The 17610-nt window shown below is 51.6% G+C and carries 16 protein-coding genes; 13 read left to right on the plus strand and 3 right to left on the minus strand.

The genetic code is table 11. The features are described from left to right. From KOO63_01015 to KOO63_01075, 13 genes are all read left to right on the plus strand, one after another. A partial coding sequence (locus KOO63_01015) for a ferritin family protein (protein MBU8920415.1) occupies window positions 1-479 on the plus strand: 479 nt, incomplete at its 5' end. A gap of 46 nt (window positions 480-525) precedes the next feature. After that, a complete protein-coding gene (locus KOO63_01020) occupies window positions 526-684 on the plus strand; it encodes a rubredoxin (GenBank protein ID MBU8920416.1) in 159 nt (52 codons plus the stop codon). 60 nt (window positions 685-744) lie between these two features. After that, on the plus strand, window positions 745-1245 hold the full coding sequence (locus KOO63_01025; GenBank protein ID MBU8920417.1) for a ferritin family protein: 501 nt from the start codon (window positions 745-747) through the stop codon (window positions 1243-1245). 251 nt (window positions 1246-1496) lie between these two features. Further along, window positions 1497-2363: a 4Fe-4S binding protein gene (locus tag KOO63_01030; GenBank protein MBU8920418.1), complete on the plus strand. Its 867-nt coding sequence runs from the start codon at window positions 1497-1499 to the stop codon at window positions 2361-2363. Between the two features lie 18 nt (window positions 2364-2381). Further along, window positions 2382-2642, plus strand: coding sequence for a sulfurtransferase TusA family protein (locus tag KOO63_01035; GenBank protein ID MBU8920419.1), 261 nt, complete (start codon window positions 2382-2384; stop codon window positions 2640-2642). Beyond that, window positions 2635-3006: a DsrE/DsrF/DrsH-like family protein gene (locus tag KOO63_01040; protein MBU8920420.1), complete on the plus strand. Its 372-nt coding sequence runs from the start codon at window positions 2635-2637 to the stop codon at window positions 3004-3006. Before KOO63_01035 ends, KOO63_01040 begins: the two co-directional genes overlap by 8 nt. 14 nt (window positions 3007-3020) lie before the next feature. Further along, complete coding sequence (locus tag KOO63_01045) at window positions 3021-4190, plus strand: cysteine desulfurase (protein ID MBU8920421.1); 1170 nt, start codon at window positions 3021-3023, stop codon at window positions 4188-4190. Continuing rightward, complete coding sequence (locus KOO63_01050) at window positions 4187-5563, plus strand: TolC family protein (protein ID MBU8920422.1); 1377 nt, start codon at window positions 4187-4189, stop codon at window positions 5561-5563. The genes KOO63_01045 and KOO63_01050 overlap by 4 nt, the downstream gene beginning before the upstream one ends. A 25-nt stretch (window positions 5564-5588) precedes the next feature. Continuing rightward, window positions 5589-6089 (plus strand): YHS domain-containing protein, encoded by a 501-nt coding sequence (locus KOO63_01055; protein ID MBU8920423.1) that lies wholly within the window; start codon window positions 5589-5591, stop codon window positions 6087-6089. Window positions 6090-6119: 30 nt separating this feature from the next. Continuing rightward, window positions 6120-7988 (plus strand): efflux RND transporter periplasmic adaptor subunit, encoded by a 1869-nt coding sequence (locus KOO63_01060; GenBank protein ID MBU8920424.1) that lies wholly within the window; start codon window positions 6120-6122, stop codon window positions 7986-7988. Window positions 7989-8008: 20 nt separating this feature from the next. Further along, window positions 8009-11800 (plus strand): efflux RND transporter permease subunit, encoded by a 3792-nt coding sequence (locus KOO63_01065; GenBank protein MBU8920425.1) that lies wholly within the window; start codon window positions 8009-8011, stop codon window positions 11798-11800. 178 nt (window positions 11801-11978) lie between these two features. Then, the gene (locus KOO63_01070; protein ID MBU8920426.1) at window positions 11979-12659 is read left to right on the plus strand and encodes a hypothetical protein; all 681 of its coding nucleotides are present in this window, start codon (window positions 11979-11981) and stop codon (window positions 12657-12659) included. 171 nt (window positions 12660-12830) lie between these two features. Beyond that, window positions 12831-13259, plus strand: coding sequence for an Rrf2 family transcriptional regulator (locus KOO63_01075; protein ID MBU8920427.1), 429 nt, complete (start codon window positions 12831-12833; stop codon window positions 13257-13259). An 18-nt stretch (window positions 13260-13277) separates the two neighbouring features. Here KOO63_01075 and KOO63_01080 read toward each other — a convergent pair whose 3' ends face one another. The 3 genes from KOO63_01080 to KOO63_01090 all read right to left on the minus strand — a co-directional run. Then, a complete protein-coding gene (locus tag KOO63_01080) occupies window positions 13278-15341 on the minus strand; it encodes a T9SS type A sorting domain-containing protein (GenBank protein ID MBU8920428.1) in 2064 nt (687 codons plus the stop codon). Between the two features lie 550 nt (window positions 15342-15891). Beyond that, window positions 15892-16815, minus strand: a complete 924-nt coding sequence (locus KOO63_01085) for a hypothetical protein (protein ID MBU8920429.1) — start codon at window positions 16813-16815, stop codon at window positions 15892-15894. A gap of 383 nt (window positions 16816-17198) precedes the next feature. Beyond that, window positions 17199-17610: protease (locus KOO63_01090; GenBank protein MBU8920430.1), on the minus strand; the 412-nt coding region annotated here is incomplete at its 5' end.

Raw genomic sequence — 17610 nt, forward strand, 5'->3', positions numbered from 1 at the left:
ATGGTGATCTCAGAGCTTCGCTGGAAATGGCGATATACAGAGAGATAGGTGCGAGGGATTTTTACAGGTTTATAGCTGAAACTATAACCAATCCCGAGGGTGTCAAGAGATTCAGCCAACTCTCGAAGGATGAGGAAGGCCACAGGACTACTCTCGAATCCTGGTATCAAAAACTGTTCGACAAGGAGTTCGAGCCCGATAGCGGGAAGTTACTTGAATCGGAGATAAGGGGTTTCAAGGTCGAAGAGCGGACGAGCGCAATTGAAGCTCTCGATATCGCTATTGAGGCAGAATCGAGAGCGGCCGAATTTTACGGGCAACAGGCCGGGATTACTTCGCATGACGAGGTAAAGAAAATGTTTCTCGACCTGGCCGAAATGGAGACAGGACATTACAACCTTCTTGTAGCTGAAAGAAATCAGCTCATTGGAGGTTTTTACTGGTTTGATATGGATTCTTCCGGATTCATGGAGGAATGAGAAGGATCCCTGATGGTGTAGACTTCAAACAGGGGGGGCAAGAGAGATGAAGAAGTACAGATGCACGATCTGCAGTTACATATACGACCCGGAGATCGGTGATCCCGACGCAGGCATAGAATCTGGAACGAGTTTTGAGGACCTGCCCGAAAACTGGGTCTGCCCTGAGTGTGGTGTTGGCAAGGATATGTTCGAGGAAGCCTGATTTTCACAATAATATAAAGGACTGCTGACTCATTCAGCAGTTTAGGAGAGGGAGATTTCAATGGGAATCAGTTTTAATGCAGATGAAGTGTTCGAGATGGGTATGGATGTAGAGAAAAATGGCGAGGCTTATTACATTAAGGCAGCCGAACTGGCGACTGACGCTGAAGTAAAGAAGGTATTTGAGTATCTCGCCGGCGAGGAGAACAATCACTGGGAGATCTTCAAGAAGATGCGCGAGGAGCTTGGTGGGGAGACGACTTCACCGACTGTTATCGATTCAGAGGGGCTGAACAACCTTTACCTCGAGGCCCTGGTCAAATCAAGGCTGTTCTCTAATGTGAGAGAGGCTGAAAAGGTAGCCGAAGATGCAGCTGACCCGATCAGCGCCCTGAACGCCGCGTTGACCTTTGAGAAAGATACGATACTGTTTTTTTCCGGTATGAAAGCTCTTACAAGAGAAGACCTCGGCGCCAAAAAGATAGATATGCTGATCGAGGAAGAGCAGAAGCATATAATCAGGATATCAGCAGAGATAAAGAAATTCAGAGAGAGGTCATAGCTGAAAGAGGAGATTTACTTCGGCACGATTTTAGGGAGGTGTCTGTTTTCAACTGTACACCTGATTATTGTGGATGTGAGAGTTTTCAGGATTACGATGGAGCCGCCGCGACAACCGGCGGCTTTTCCATATTAATCATTGAAATTATTCCCATTTCCCTTTACAAATCGTACTAACCGACGTATAATTATTATAAGATTGTAATGATTATAATCTTATAATGATATTAAGTGTGATAGGCGGGAGACACCATGAAAAGGCAGATAATAAAGATCGATGATGAGAAGTGTAACGGTTGCGGATTATGTATACCGGATTGTCCGGAGGGAGCCCTTCTGCTGATAGACGGAAAGGCGAGGCTTGTGAGCGACCTGTTTTGTGACGGGCTCGGAGCATGCATAGGCACATGCCCGGAGGGGGCTATCTCGGTCGAGGAGAGGGAGGCAGAGCCATACGACGAGCGAAAGGTGATGGATAACATCATCGACCATGGAATGAATACTATCGTAGCTCATCTCAAGCATCTGGACGACCACGGAGAGACCGGTTTTCTCAAGACCGCTCTGGAATATCTTGGAGAAAAGGGAATCGAAGTGCCGGGATTTGGAGGGGAGAGCGAACCGGAGGTGGCTGGAGAAGCAGCCGCGCCGCCGGGAGGGGGCTGTTCAGGATGCCTTGGGACGATGGCGATCGATATGCGTGAGGATGAAAAGACTTCGGAGAACGCTTCCATCGGCAATCAGGAGATCGAGTCCGAGCTTCGGCAGTGGCCTGTGCAGCTTAAACTTCTCAACCCAGGGGCTTCCTATTTTGATGATGCCGATCTTCTCGTCGCGGCAGATTGTTCGCCCTTCGCCTACGCGGATTTTCACAGGAAATTCGTGAAGGGGAAAATAGTGATCATGTTCTGCCCCAAGCTGGATCACGGGCTTGAGGAATATATAGATAAGCTGGCAGTTATCTTTTCTACTCACAAGATACCGTCAATAACGATCCTGAAGATGGAAGTGCCGTGCTGCGGTGGTGTGGGCGTGATCATCAGAAAGGCCATGGAGAAAGCCGGGGTCGATATCGATCTGAAGGAGATCACTGTATCTGTCGGAGGAAAGATATTATGACATCGAGGAAAAGATAATATGGCAGATGAAGGTAATAACATAAGATGGGACGTGGAGCTTGACTGTGTGGGGTTGTATTGTCCCATACCGGTAGCAAGTACCCGTGAAGAGATGGATGAACTGGAAGAAGGGCAGATATTGAAAGTGATGGCTGACGATCCAGCCGCAGAGGAAGATATAACGAGGTGGGCCAGGAGGACGGGAAACAACCTTCTAAGCCTGGAGAAGGAAGGCCTCGTAATGACATTCCTGATACGAAAGGGGAATCAGGATGAGTAAGAAAAAGGATAAGATCCTTTATGTCCAGACCAGCGGTGTAGATACTCCCGAACGGCTCTATTCGCCTTTTATTCTCGGGATGTCGGCTACCGCGATGGGCGTGGAAGCTTCGATCTTCTTCATGATAAAGGGAGTGACTGTAGTAAAGAACGGAGAGGCGGAGAAGGTAAAGATGGGAACCTTTCCCGATCTGAAATCGATAATCGACCAGGCGGTAAGTGCCGGCGTAAAGCTCTATGTCTGCGAACAGAGTACTCAACTGTTTGGGATGGCCAGGGGCGATTTCATCCCGGAAGCAAAGATAGTGGGGGCCGCGACTCTCACAGATCTTTCGCTTGATGCGGATGTCGTGATGACGTTGTAGGAAGTGAGGCTGAGATGAAAAATATATACATGGATCACCAGGCAGCTATGCCGGTCGACGAGCGAGTGATAGAATTTGCCTCGCAGTTTCTGACAGGTAATTTCACGAACCCTTCTTCCCAGTATTCGCTCGGGCTCGAGGCGAGCGAAGCCGTGGAAAAGGCAAGAGAGAAAATCGCCAGCCTGATAAATGCAGAATCTTCGAAAAATATCATTTTCACTGGAAGCGCTACGGAAGCCAGCAATCTTGCCATACGCGGCGCCGCGTACAGGAATGCGGACAAGATGGGCAGAAAAGTCGTAGCCAGTGAGATCGAACACATGTCGGTACTCAATCCGGTGAAGGAATTGGGAAAGAATGGTTTCGAGACGAAACTGGTCCCGGTGGATGAATTTGGGATAATAGATCTGGAAAAGCTGGATGAGATTGTTGATGACGGGACAGTGTTGACTTCGGTCATGCTGGCCAATAACGAGATCGGCACGATAGAGCCGGTGAGAGAGATCAGCGAAATAGTCCACACCAATGGATCTCTGTTGCATGTGGATGCGGTGGCTGCCGCGGGCCGGATACCGATAGATGTGCGGGCTGACGGGATAGATCTTCTTACCCTTTCTTCGAACGATCTCTATGGACCGAGGGGCGCGGGAGCGCTTTATGTCAAAAAGGGTGTAAAGCTCCAGTCAGTGATGCCGGGGGGGGGACAGGAGAAAGGTCTCAGGTCCGGCTCGGAGGATGTCTTTGCGATTGTGGGAATGGGTGAAGCGGCGAAAATAGCAGCTGAAGAGATGCAGAACGAAAGCGCCAGGCTTATGAAGATAAGAGACGGATTGATCGCGGGGCTGCTCAAGGTCGAGCAGACATATCTCACGGGCCACCCCGTGAACAGGCTGCCCCATCATGTCAGCGTGAGATTCACTGCGATCGAGGGAGAGGGAATACTCCTGTGGCTGGACAAAGCCGGCATACAGGTGTCTACAGGTTCTGCCTGTTCCTCGCAGACCCTTCAGGCTTCACATGTCCTTCTCGCGACGGGGCTGCAGCACGAGGATGTCCATGGTTCCGTTGTGATGACGCTGGGGCGTTCGAGTAGCGCCGATGATATAGATTATGTGGTAAAGACCGCTACTGATACAGTCGACAGGTTGAGACAGATGTCTCCGGTATGGAGTGGAAGAAAATGACTGCTTCGCCAGAAGAAGATCTGTCGGGTCTGCGTACGCGGCGTTCTCTGGCATTCATCCTGACAGTGAGCATCTTGATAGTTCCCTGCTGGAATGCCTCGGCGAGGAACGCCGTATTGCATACCGATCATAACATCGCTGAAGAAGATCTATCCTTCGATCCCGAAGGCGATATCGATGATTACATTCTCTTTGCCCTGAAGAACAATCCCGGAATCAATGCCGCGTATTATTCCTGGAAGGCAGAGCTTGCCAGGGCCGGTGAAGTCTCCTGGCTGCCGGACCCGGTGCTGACATTCGGATATTTTATCGAGAGCATCGAAACGAGGGTCGGTCCACAGGTATACCGAATCGGTATCCGTCAATCTTTTCCATGGTTCGGGACACTGGGAGCGAAAAAAGAAGCGGCGCTGGAAAGTGCCGGAGCCTCCTGGCAATCTTTCATGTCTGAAAGGTCCCGGATCGTCTTTGGTATCAGGAGCGCATATATCGATTATTACGTCGCCGGAGCCCGTGCAGAGATCATCAAAGAGGAAATGGAGCTTCTGGAAGTATATGAGTCCGTGGTCATGGCCGGATACAGGTCGGGCAGATCAGCATACGGAGATCTTATCCGCGTTCAGGTCGAACTGGCCGGACTCGAGGAGCGGGCAGCTTCCCTTGGAGACAGGAAAGATACGGCGGGAGCGAGGCTTGGAGCTGTATTGGGACTGCCTGATCCGGTAGATCTTCCGGTTCCTGATGGGCTACCCGAATTCGAGCCGATACCTGAATGGGAAAAATTGAAATACAATGTGATTGAAAACAATCCCGATCTGAGGGCAGTAGAACACATGATCGAAAGGGAGCTCGCTACGGAAAGGGTAGCGCGCAAGAGTTACTGGCCCGACATAACGATCGGTTTTGACTATATACAGACTGATGAGGCGGCCGATCCGATGATGGTCGGCAGTGGGAAAGATCCGTGGGGGGTCAATTTGAGCCTTTCCCTTCCTGTCTGGTTTGGAAGGAGTGGCGCCATGGTCCGCAGAGCGTCGGCGAGCGCCGAGATGAACAGGTACAGGAAAAGGGATAAGGAAAACAAGATCATCGTTGCCGCCAGAGCAGCCTTTAACTCCTGGCGCGAGAATAAAAGAAAGGAAACTCTTTTCAGGAATGGCCTCGTGCCGAGGACGGAGCAGCTTCTCGAAGCGTCCTACTCGGCATACGAAGCGGGAAACGCGGATTTTATTGATGTCATCGTCTCACAGCGTCAGCTCCTCGATTACCGGTTGAAGTTGATCGATGCTGCCGCCATGAAAGCGAAGAAGATCGCGGAACTCGAGTATCTCTCGGGATCTGACGGTCCAGGAAATGGAATTGACCGGCGATGAACGCCGGACATGAAAGGAGAAAGCCATGAAAGTAATAAGCAGAATCCTGTTCGCGGTATTGATAGTAGCCTTTTCCGTAAGCGGCCTCTATGCGGAGAAGGATGAGTCCGCAGGGAAAGTAGTCGTTCCGGATGGATATAAACTGCAGACTACCTGCCCGGTGATGGGTGGGGAGATCGATTCGACGATATATTCTGACATGTACGGACAGAGGGTGTACTTCTGCTGTGCTATGTGTGTCGACAAGTTCAATGCTGATCCCGGAAAATACTTTGTAAAAGCGGCAAAGGAAAAGGTCCTTTTTCAGAATATGCAGGAGTTGTGTCCAGTGTCGGGACACCCGGTCAGCAAGGATCATTTCAGATATCATAATGGTATGGGACTCTTTTTCTGCAGTGACAAGTGTGCTGAAAAATTCGATAAGGCACCGGAAGAAGTTCTGAAAAAGATAAAGGACGGCGTAAAGAAAGCTGAAAAGAAACACGAACACAGTCATGACGGAGAATCCCACGATCACAAGCATTGAGTGTTCGGTCGATAGAGGAAGGAAAGCGATATGATGCGCGCAGTTGCGGACTGGATCCGTAAGGGACAGATGAAAGGGAGATTCTTTCCGGCAGTCGTCCTGATTATTCTGACTGTCTTTCTCGTTCCGGCGTGTGGAGGGAATGGGGATGGCGGCGAATCTTCAATGGAAGTAATGGCGGGACACGATCATGGTGTACACGCTTCCGGGGATGGGTCTGCCGCGGTGAAACAGGAAGAACAATTATGGACCTGTTCCATGCATCCCGACATCAAACTAAAAGAGCCCGGCAAATGCCCCATCTGCTTCATGGATCTGATCCCGGTCGAGTCTGGCGGTGAAGATGAAAGCCTGGATCGAAGCCAGCTCAGGTTGACGGAATCCGCGGCGGCTCTCGCCTCGATCGAGACAGCTCCCGTTCGGCGTGGAAAGGCCTCGGCGAAAATAAGGTTGTTCGGTACGGTGGTCCTTAACGAGACGAGCGTGGAAAGGATAACTGCCAGAGTGCCAGGGCGTCTCGACATCCTTTTCGTTGATTATGTCGGTGCCATAGTCAATGAGGGGGAGAAGCTGGTCGAGATATATTCCCCCGGGCTCATCAGTGCCCAGGAAGAGTTGATACAGGCATTGAAGGCCGCGGATGGGAAAGAAAAAAGTGGCAGCAATGTGCTGGAAAAGGCCAGGATCAGGACACTCGGCGCGGCGCGCGAAAAACTGCGGCTCTATGGATTGACACCGGAGCAGATCGGCAAGATCGAGAAGAGAGGAAAGGCCAGCGACCGACTGGTGATCCATTCGCCCACCACAGGCACGGTCGTGACGAAAGACGCGGTAGAGGGGATGTATGTCAATACAGGCACAGTGATCTATACGGTTGCTGACCTGTCCAGTGTCTGGGTCTCGTTCAGAGCGTATCAGTCCGACATCGCGTGGCTGAGACAGGGACAGCGGGTGGAATTCGAGTCTGAATCGATTCCAGGCGAGTTGTTCGAAGGGGAGATAATCTTCATAGATCCGGTCCTCGATGGGAGGACCAGGACTGCCGGAATAAGGGTGGAAGCGGATAACCCCGAAGGAAGATTGAAGCCGGACATGTTTGTCTCAGGAACGGTCCACGCCGCACTGGATGGGGCCGGAAAAGTGGCTCATTCGCACGATGCCGGCGAACTGCCTCTGCTCATAAACGCTTCGGCGCCTCTTGTGACAGGTACACGGGCCGTTGTCTACGTGAGACTGGACGGAGAGGGAGATCCGGTATTCGAGGGAAGGGAGATCGAACTCGGTCCCAGGGCAGGCGATCAGTATGTCGTCAGGTCAGGACTTTCCGAAGGTGAACAGGTAGTTGTAAATGGTGCGTTCAAGATCGACAGTGAACTCCAGATCCGTGCACGGCCGAGCATGATGAGTCCCTCGACCGACCTTGCACCTGGCTCTCCAACCATGGATGTGTTGTCGAAGCTGACTCCGGTCTACGAGGCATATTTCGCCGTGCAGATGGCTCTGGCGGGCGACGACCTTGAAGAGGCGCGGAAGGCCGATTCGGTCCTTTCGGAAAGAGTCGGCAAAGTGGGTCCTGCCGGTTTCAGCGGTTCTTTCGCGGACGATTGGAAGAGGTTGTCAAAGGAGATATCGGCGAGCGCGACAAGGTGCGGCGCCGCAAAGGACATAGCCATTTGCAGGAAAGAATTCGATGGATTGTCGCAGTCGATGATAGAGATGCATGGGATATTCGGGCACGCGGGAATCGAGCCATATTTTCTTACATTCTGTCCGATGGCCAATGACAATAAGGGTGCATTCTGGATCCAGGAAGTGGATACGGTCTATAATTCCCATTATGGTTCGGTGATGCTCAGATGTGGTGAGATAAGAGAAAGACTCGAACCCCGAGGGAATTGAACCTGGAAGAGTGATCAGTTATGAACAATGAGGGAGAAGGCCCGGAGGGACAGTCGTTCCTTAACGGGATCATCTATTATTTTCTCAGTAACAAGCTGGTCGTGGCTATCGCCGTGATATTCATCATAGCCTGGGGAATCATGTCGGCCCCATTCGATTGGAATTCGGGTCGCCTTCCAGGGAATCCGGTCTCTGTCGACGCCATTCCTGATATCGGCGAAAACCAGCAGATAGTCTTTACTGAGTGGATGGGAAGATCCCCCCAGGATATCGAGGACCAGATCACCTATCCGCTTACCGTTTCGCTCCTCGGAATAAAGGGAGTCAGGACGGTCAGGAGTTATTCCTTCTTCGGGTTCTCCACCATATACCTGATCTTTGAGGAGTCCGAGGGGTTTTACGATTCGCGTTCCCGGATCATCGAGAAGCTCAACGCCCTTCCCACCGGGCTGCTGCCCGAGGGAGCAAGCCCCGCGCTCGGTCCAGACGCGACCGCGCTTGGGCAGGTATTCTGGTACACACTTGAAGGATATGGAGAGGATGGCCGGCCGGCAGGAGGCTGGGATCTCGACGAATTGAGATCCATTCAGGACTGGACTGTCCGATACGCGCTGATGTCCGCGGGGGGTGTCTCGGAAGTGGCATCGATCGGAGGACATGTAAGAGAGTACCAGGTCGATGTCGATCCCGACGCTCTCACAGCCTACGGCATCAGCCTGTCCGAGGTGTTCAATGCCGTCAGGATGTCGAATATAGATGTCGGGGCGGGAAACATGGAGATAAACAAGGTCGAGTATATTGTTCGTGGGATCGGTTTCGTGAACGACGCGTCCGATATCGGGGAAAGTGTTATAAAGGATTATGAAAACTCGCCTGTGAGGGTGAAAGATGTGGCGAACGTGACTCTGGGCCCCTCGATGCGCAGAGGCGCTCTGGACAAGGGTGGCGCGGAGGCGGTCGGAGGTGTGGTCGTCGTCCGCTACGGCGAAAACCCGCTTGAAGTGATCAAGAATGTAAAATCAAAGATCGCAGAGATCTCCAGAGGACTCCCCCGGAAAGTCCTTTCTGACGGTACGGTATCGCAGGTACGGATCGTTCCGTTCTACGATCGTTCGGGCCTCATATACGAGACGCTCGGTACACTCAATGTGGCGCTTGTCGACGAGATACTCGTGACGGTGATCGTAGTCCTTTTTCTGCTCATGCACATCAGGGCGGCTCTTCTCATTGCGGGTATCCTGCCCCTGACGATCCTTCTCGTATTCATCGCGATGAAGCTGTTCGGCGTGGACGCCAATATTGTGGCTCTCTCGGGTATCGCTATAGCAATCGGCACGATCGTAGATATGGGAATAGTCGTTACCGAGAACATACTGGGACGACTCCGTTCGGCCGATGCGGGGGAAAGCACGCTGAAAACCGTCTATCGTGCTACTGCCGAAGTCGCCGGCGCGGTCCTGACAGCGATATCGACGACAGTGATATCCTTCCTGCCGGTATTTACCATGCAGGGGGCCGAGGGAAAACTCTTCAAGCCTCTCGCGTACACGAAGACTTTCGCGTTGCTGGCTTCGGTCGTCGTGGCGCTCTCCATCATGCCAGCTGTCGCTCATCTGCTCTTTAAGAAAAAGAAGCGTGGATTCAATCGCGGGAGGGTAGCCGCTGCAATCTTCGTCGCCGGGATTTTTCTTGCCGCAAAGTCTTTTTTCCTGGCGGGAGTGGTCCTTATCCTGATCGCGGCATGGACGGCGTTTTCGTACAGATTGTCCCAGAGGCACAGGGACCGGGTGAAGAGGGTTGTCAATCCAGCTCTGATGATACTTGTAGCAGTCTTTCTCACGATGCACTGGCGTCCCCTCGGTTATGCGAGCCCACTCTGGAAGAATTTTATGTTTACCTTCTTTCTGCTTGGCGGCTGGCTGATGTTTTTCAGGTTCTTCAGGCGATATTACGAAGTGATACTGAGGTGGTGTCTCGGGCACCGGAAGGTTTTTCTTTCGATACCTCTTTTTCTCGTATTGTTCGGCGGGATGATCTGGCTGGGCTTTGATTCGTATACGGGTTTTCTTCCGGCAGGAATTAGATCTTCGAAGCCATTCGTCGCGATGAATCATTCCTTTCCGGGCCTGGGCAGGGAGTTCATGCCTTCGCTCGACGAGGGATCGTTCCTCTATATGCCCACAACGATGCCGCACGCATCGATAGGAGAGGCGCTCGATATACTTCACCACCAGGATAAGGCATTCAGTTCGATTCCGGAGGTCGAGTCTGTTGTCGGAAAGATCGGCAGAGTCGACAGCCCACTGGATCCGGCCCCGATATCGATGATAGAGACGGTGATCAACTATAAATCCGAATTCATATCTGGAGATGACGGCAGGCCGCTCCGGTTCAGATTCGACAGAAAATCGGATGAGTTCCTGAGAGACAATGATGGAAAACTGATTCCCGACAGTGGGGGCCAGCCTTACCGTAACTGGCGTGAGGGTATTGATTCCCCGGACGATATATGGCGGGAGATCCTTAAAGCCGGAAAGATCACAGGAACTACATCGGCGCCGAAGCTTCAGCCGATCGAGACTCGACTGGTCATGCTGCAGTCCGGAATGAGGGCTCCGATGGGTATAAAGGTCAAAGGTCCCGACCTCGAGACCATAGAAGGATTCGGATTCCAGCTTGAACTATTACTGAAGAGGATCCCGGAGGTCAATCCTGATGCCGTCGTCGCCGACAGGATCGTGGGGAAACCTTACATCGAGATAACGATAGACAGGGAGAAGGCGGCCAGATATGGACTTCATATCAGGGATATTCAGAATGTCATCGAAACTGCGGTAGGAGGCAGACGTGCGGGAACGACTGTCGAGGGCAGGGAGAGGTACCCGATAAGGGTCCGCTACAAGAGGGAACTGCGCAACACACTGGAGGCGATAGGAAGTGTTCTGGTCGATTCTCCGGGTGGAAGATCGGTGCCTCTCAGCGAACTGTCCGATATGGATTTTGTCAGGGGCCCGATGGTAATAAAGTCGGAGGATACGTTTCTCGTGGGGCATGTGATCTTCGACGGCCGCAAGGGGATGGCGGAGATGGAAGTGATCGAGGCTGTGAAGCGGGTCCTCGACTCCAGGATAGAAGCTGGTGATCTGGTTGTTCCCGATGGCGTGAGTTATTCGTTCGCCGGAACCTGGGAGAATCAGGTTCGATCGGAGAAGAAGCTGGCAGTGGTCCTGCCGCTGGCCCTGCTTCTCATATTTCTCATACTGTATTTTCAGTTCAAGGATGTTTCCGCATCGATCCTGGTATTTTCCGGGATCTTCGTGGCCTGGGCCGGCGGGTTCATCATGCTCTGGCTGTACGGGACAAGCTGGTTTATGGATTTTTCGGTATTCGGAATCGATATGCGTCAATTGTTCCAGATCCGACAGTATCATCTTTCCGTTGCCGTGTGGGTGGGGTTCCTGGCGCTTTTCGGTATTGCGAGCGACGACGGGGTCGTTATTACGACTTATCTCAGCCAGGTTTTCAAGTCCAGGCGGCCGTCGACGCCGGACGAAGTCAGGGAAGCGGTCGTACTGGCGGGAACGCGAAGGATACGCCCGGCACTGATGACGTCGGCGACTACGATACTAGCCCTTATACCAGTTCTGACGTCTACAGGCAGGGGGTCCGATATAATGGTCCCGATGGCGATCCCATCATTCGGAGGGATGACCGTCGTCATGATCACGGTATTTCTCGTCCCTGTACTCTACAGCTATCTTGCCGAGGGCAGGTTGAAGAAAGCCTCAATCCCTCGTCCTGAGGATGATTGACAGGCCCCTGCTGCTTCAATCGAAATAGTCACAATCTTAAATGTCTATTGACAGAATCATCATATAGGACTATACTAGTCTTATATAGGGCTGGTGAGGCTGGCCCGGGGATCAGTGATTGAACGCTGATAGAATAACCTGGTACAGCACGAGGATAAATCAAAAGAAAGGGGTTGTCATGTGGAAGAATAAGGGTCCGTGGGTAGCGGTGGCCATTATTGTGGTGGCCAGTGTCCTGCTTGCGACTGTTGCTTTCGCGCAGGGTGATGAAAGATCGGTCAGGAAGGGTCGGTCCTGTCGCAGTGACAGACAGGTAGCTGTCGCGGAGTGTGGTGCGACCCAGGCTCCATGTAGTGTCGCGGATAAGGGTGACTGCTGCAAATCTCTGAAAAATAAAGCTGTTTATGAACTTTGTACGCATTGCGGCCATTTAAAGGGAAGCGAGAAGTGTTGCAGCAAGGATCTTGTCAAATGCGATAAATGCGGCCTTGCAAAGGGTTCTCCCGGTTGTTGCAAGATACCCGCTGGAGTGAAAAAGGCAGGATTGTGTGGAAAGTGTGGACAGATAAAGGGAACAGACGAATGCTGCGCGAAAGATATCAAGACCTGTGGAAAATGTGGCCTCGCGAAGGGATCGCCCGGTTGCTGCAATCTACAGAGATCTCTGAGCAAGGATGACCTTTGTGGAAAGTGCGGATTTGTAAAGGGAAGTGGGGACTGCTGCCGAAAAGATATGAAGAAGTGTGGGAAATGTGGGATGGCACTTGGTTCGCCCGGCTGCTGCCTGAAGGGTGATCATGTCTGCGTTCCCGATTGCAGGGAAGATGAAGGTAAAAAAAGTAAACGTGACAAAGGATAGGATGCTCGTGGAACTACAGACCTGCAGGATTGAAAAAGAGAGAGGCTGGACAGGTAATCGAGGTTTGAGTTGAACCAGCAGGAGTTTTGTGATAACTTCGGTCCGAACCGCACGACGGACTGAAATGGAGCCTGAGTCGGCCGGCCGGTCGACTCAGGCCATTTAAATAATATGGATGTAATAAGAAGAAATACGGATTACGCGATAAGGGCGATGATCCTTGTTGGCCAGGCTGAGGAAGGTGTGCCCGTATCGACACGGAAAATTTCGGATATGGCCGATATTCCGTACCAGCTTGCCTGCAAGATCATGCAGCAACTGCAAGGTGCGGGGCTTGTAAAAAGCAAAATGGGACCTGCCGGTGGATTCATGCTGAAGCAGGACCTGTCATCGATAAATCTGCATGATATAGTGGAGGCTATCCAGGGAGCCGTATCCATGAACAAGTGCATCGGAGAGGTCCGTTTCTGCAGGCACAAGCCTCATTGCACTGTAGCAGGAAGACTGGAAGAGCTTCAGGTCCAGATCAGAGATTTTCTTGAGGATGTTTCCCTTGAAGACCTGGTCCGCGATTGCAGTTTCGGGGACGACTGCTGCTGACTCATTCGTCCCTCTGGTTTATCTCATTAAAACGATTTTCCTGGTTATAGTGGCTTTGGAGCTTTTCATAATACAGAAGTAAACTCCACTCGAAATATTCTCAGGCGTCCAGACTATTTTGTGCGTACCAGCGTCCATCTCCCGGTCGACCACACGACTGACCTCTCTTCCGGCAACATCGTATATCCGGAGATCCACATGGTCGGAGACAGGTATCGACAACACGAACAAGGTGTTGGGATTGAACGGATTGGGACTGTTGTGGAGTGCGAGCCCTGCAGTCGGAGTCTCTTCCTCTCCGGTGATTCCGTGGACCGTGACTATGCTGTAATAAGTCAACCAGTTGTGAGCGGTAACCGAAAGCAGGAGGGAATCTGTGTCGGCGGGTAGTGTTCCGGCGAGGTCTATCGAGATCGCTCCGGAAGCATCACCGACAGTCGAGGCATAACACCTTCCGTTCCACGAGATAGTGCCTCTACTGAATGGCACGTTGGTTTCGATTGGAAGGAAGGCATCGTTATTCATGATTGCATCCTCATGGGACGCGATAATATCCGTTGGGATATCTGTCCAAACGTCAATCGCCGGGTCGCCCAGAAGGTTGAGGCAGTAGAAACACCAGCGCATGACCCCTTCCTCGGCGTAGATCGGTAAAGTAAGGTAGACGGCTGTTTCGTCTTTGGATCTTGCGTGTGCCGACCCCAGTCTTGTCATGTCCTCCCCGAAGATCGCATCAACGAATTCTCTCTGGTAATGATGAGATGCTCCGTCGGTCGATCCTGGCGTATACCATCCCCATCTGGAGTTGCAGACTATCGCGAGGGCGAAATTGTCTATGCCAGTAATGTATTCAGCCAGACAGTCGTTAACTTCAAACGCGCCGAGAAGGCATCCGATAGTGTTGATTATTGGAAAGTTTGCGTTTGTACCGTCATTGAGGAAATTGCCGTTTGTGATCGTTGCGGTTCCAAGACGGAGGCCGTAATAGACATTACAATGACCAGAGTGAAGGATCAAATGTGTCCCTGCGCTAACCTGCTGGGGGACTATGTCCGGACCTGTCCAGGAGAAGATGTCCCTGTCATAAAACCTTGTGATATCGAAATCAGGAGGCAGTCCGGTCGTCGAATAGCCATGCGCCTGGCAGGTGTCGACAAGTTCGTCGAGATCATCCCCACCGTAGGTAGCCGGATCGTTGTTCAATTCCTCACCAAGAAGCAATGCTCTTCTCAGATGGGTCGCAACGGGAGTGTCCTGGTACATGGTCGATTTACGTACAAAGACAGATGCTTCGGCGATGGAGTTGACGCAGGCTCTTCCTACTGAGATCTCCGAGTAGAGGTCCTCTTCTCCGACTTCACCATACAGGTGATCCCCGTTGTTGTTCCATTTACCGTCAAGGTTGGAGAAATATATATCAGCAGGGATACGGTTATCCTCTCTGATCGTGGAAGGTACACCGTCCTCCATGTACAGAGCATCGTCCGAGCTCACTACACATCTGAATCCCCGGTAAGGGACTATGTCAGTGTCGCCGCCCATAAGAACGTATTCGATTCCGTAACTCGAATAATGAAGTTTGATGGCGTTTCGTATCTTTTCACACAGGTCGGTTCCCTTGAATTCAGTTTCGATATATTCCGTGGTAACTATGCGGGTCTTCAATCCCCTGCAGTTGTAAAAATCACTGAGTTCGACGAAAGCACCGGCGAGTGCCTGGCTGGTGATGATCATGTATTCGTACTGAAATGGAGAAGACGATGAAGTGGAAGCCATCAGTTCGACTGCACCCGGGTTGTCAACCAGCGCGGAGAGGCGCTCACATGTTTTGTGATCGTTCCGTCGCTCGACCGGGCGGATGTCGGTCGGACTGGAAGTGACCGTTTCGATTATCACGGTGACTTCAGACCAGTATCCTGCTGCCTTAGCCGCGGGTTGATATCCTACCGGCGTAAGCGTGCCGGTCGCGATGGCGTGGCCACGAAGATAATGAACAGAAAATTCCGATACTGGTGGGTGGATCCATTTGTCTGTGGAGTAGACGGCTGTATTCAAAAGAAACGGCCTGTCACTTTCCGGCAAAGGTGTCCGTCGTGAAGTAGGTACGGCCCTTTGTCTTGGCGAGAGTGATAGCGGTGTTCCAAGTACTCTCCATCCGGATTTTTCAGTCCTTACTTGTCCGATTACCTCGCCAGGGGGCAGGAGGATACGAATACCTCTGTATGGGCATGAAGGTTCGCCTGCCCTGGCGGCCTGATATGTACGAGGGAATGACAGGGTTGTAAAACCACGGGAGTCTGTTGTTGTGGCAGGCGAATCGAAACGAAATGTCGTTTTTATTTCTGAAGCAGCAGCGCATGACCCGATCACTATCAAAGTGGAAAACATGATAGAAATTGTACTTCTTAAAATGTGTACAGAAACGGTACGCTTCAAGTCCTGTTCATTCATCATATTACCCCAGACGGCTTTGGAGATATGCACTCGTGGTATTTGGCAAAGCTTCGCAAATTTGCGCTGTTTTCAAGCTTGTGGCGGACAGGTGAAGTGACAATTAAATGTAATATTCACGAGGAAAAGCCGCAATAGAAAAACTTAAGGAGATGATCAAACTGGCTCAGGAGATCTCAATTCAATCGCATCTCTGTGGTTTCTGCCCCAGATCTACCAGCTTCTCATAAGCTGGTGAGATGAAATGGGGTAGGAACTTGTACCATTTGGCCCTGTATCGTTTTAAGGTTGTCGCGGAACTTCCCTTGGTTACAAGGGCTTCGTAGCCGGCCGAGAGTATGGAACTCTTGAGATAACTCGATAATGACCAGACATAGAGGAGGTTGGCCGACCAGAATGCGTCTATGACCTTTTCTTCGCTGGTCGAGGTCGCTGCCATCAGGAACTGGCAGCCGTCCTGGCTGAGATTGAAATACTTCATGGGAGGGGAGTTCAGAGATTCGATGTAATCATGTTCGATTGAGACCCAGACTCCCGGTATCTCTATTTTTTCATAGGTGATCATAGCGATCTTGACTCCCCGCCTGGCGGTTTCTTCGATATCTTTCCTCAAAATCTTCAGGTTCTCGGGAAAAATATCCATCAGGACTATTGCTTTCGCTTCCCTGAGCATTGTCCTTGCACGCTCGTAGACCTGTTTCGGAGTCGACAACCGATATATGCCTTTGTCTGATGGGGAGTCGTTGAGGTCTTTCGTAGCGTCGAGGGCCTTCTTTGTCTCCCTGTTGAAATCACTTTCAAGACTATTGATGAATTCTTCCGGGGGAACAGCTCTGCACAGACGTTTTTCGGTGTCCTCGACAAGGATCGCGCCACGCTTCTCAAGAGAACCGAGGACCTTGTAAATAGCTCCCTTGGTCCGGTCGATGTCATTAGCGATAGCATAGCCAGTAGCTGGTGAGTTCTGGATCAGATACACATACACTTCAGCCTCTACCTGGGTGAGGCCGAGGGCAGTAAAAGCCTCGATACCTAGTTTTGTGCTAATTGCGATCCTCCATGGACTGCTATGCCAGTGGGACTGCCCGGAAGAATCAGAAACCATGACGGTGTTCTGATCACCGGACAGGCCCATAGAGTGGCCACGCACTTCTCTGGCAAATCAAAACGCAGCTTTGCGGCGGGATCGGATAGACTGGATATGAGCAGACTACTGGTTTCCGAGAGGAACAGCAGTCAGGCCCGGCTGGTACCGGATGTGTCGGCATCCAGTAAGACTTATTGGGTTGAATCAATCCAATCATGCTTTCACGCATTTTGGGCAATCATCCTTCCGAGGGTTGATTCCAAATTGGTAGTCTATAAGAAGAATAATAAACAGCCCTGATAAATCCAAGAGAAAAATAAGTATTTAATCCTGCTTCGACAAGAATCAGTATGTCAAAAACAGGGGAGAGCTACATGGAGCTCTCCCCCTGCAATCGCGCATCAATGTTTGAATGATTTGTCGGGATAATCAGGTACCGGCGGTATCTCGACGGGATTGTTTTTGATCAATTCCCTGAGGTGGGCGATCGCCGCGTCCAGTTGAGAGTCGGTACCCTTGAATGTGGCATGGGGGAGGTTGTCCACTACGATATCAGGATCCACGCCGTGGCCCTCGATGAGCCAGTCACCATCGGGGCCGTATACTCCCAGTTCGGCAGCGGACGCGATGCCCCCGTCTACGAGCCAGTTACTGAACGTAAGCCATACTTCTCCGCCCCAGGTCCTTTTGCCGATCACCTTACCCAGTCCGAGCCTGCGGAACCCTTCAGCAAATGCTTCTCCGTCTGACGCGGTGGATTCGTTACAGAGAACGACAAGATGACCTCTGAACGCGTACTGCATGTTCCAGAAC

It is taken from the genome of Candidatus Latescibacterota bacterium, assembly GCA_019038625.1.
In the GTDB taxonomy this organism is placed as follows: domain Bacteria; phylum Krumholzibacteriota; class Krumholzibacteriia; order Krumholzibacteriales; family Krumholzibacteriaceae; genus JAGLYV01.

Excerpts from the sequence above, each read along its gene's own strand:
- KOO63_01020 (MBU8920416.1), top strand. The coding sequence starts at position 526 with ATGAAGAAGTACAGATGCACGATCTGCAGTTACATATACGACCCGGAG.
- KOO63_01060 (MBU8920424.1), top strand. The coding sequence starts at position 6,120 with ATGATGCGCGCAGTTGCGGACTGGATCCGTAAGGGACAGATGAAAGGG.
- KOO63_01045 (MBU8920421.1), top strand. The coding sequence starts at position 3,021 with ATGAAAAATATATACATGGATCACCAGGCAGCTATGCCGGTCGACGAG.
- KOO63_01040 (MBU8920420.1), top strand. The coding sequence starts at position 2,635 with ATGAGTAAGAAAAAGGATAAGATCCTTTATGTCCAGACCAGCGGTGTA.
- KOO63_01065 (MBU8920425.1), top strand. The coding sequence starts at position 8,009 with ATGAACAATGAGGGAGAAGGCCCGGAGGGACAGTCGTTCCTTAACGGG.
- KOO63_01030 (MBU8920418.1), top strand. The coding sequence starts at position 1,497 with ATGAAAAGGCAGATAATAAAGATCGATGATGAGAAGTGTAACGGTTGC.
- KOO63_01035 (MBU8920419.1), top strand. The coding sequence starts at position 2,382 with ATGGCAGATGAAGGTAATAACATAAGATGGGACGTGGAGCTTGACTGT.
- KOO63_01085 (MBU8920429.1), bottom strand. The coding sequence starts at position 16,815 with ATGGTTTCTGATTCTTCCGGGCAGTCCCACTGGCATAGCAGTCCATGG.
- KOO63_01055 (MBU8920423.1), top strand. The coding sequence starts at position 5,589 with ATGAAAGTAATAAGCAGAATCCTGTTCGCGGTATTGATAGTAGCCTTT.
- KOO63_01050 (MBU8920422.1), top strand. The coding sequence starts at position 4,187 with ATGACTGCTTCGCCAGAAGAAGATCTGTCGGGTCTGCGTACGCGGCGT.
- KOO63_01075 (MBU8920427.1), top strand. The coding sequence starts at position 12,831 with ATGGATGTAATAAGAAGAAATACGGATTACGCGATAAGGGCGATGATC.
- KOO63_01025 (MBU8920417.1), top strand. The coding sequence starts at position 745 with ATGGGAATCAGTTTTAATGCAGATGAAGTGTTCGAGATGGGTATGGAT.
- KOO63_01070 (MBU8920426.1), top strand. The coding sequence starts at position 11,979 with ATGTGGAAGAATAAGGGTCCGTGGGTAGCGGTGGCCATTATTGTGGTG.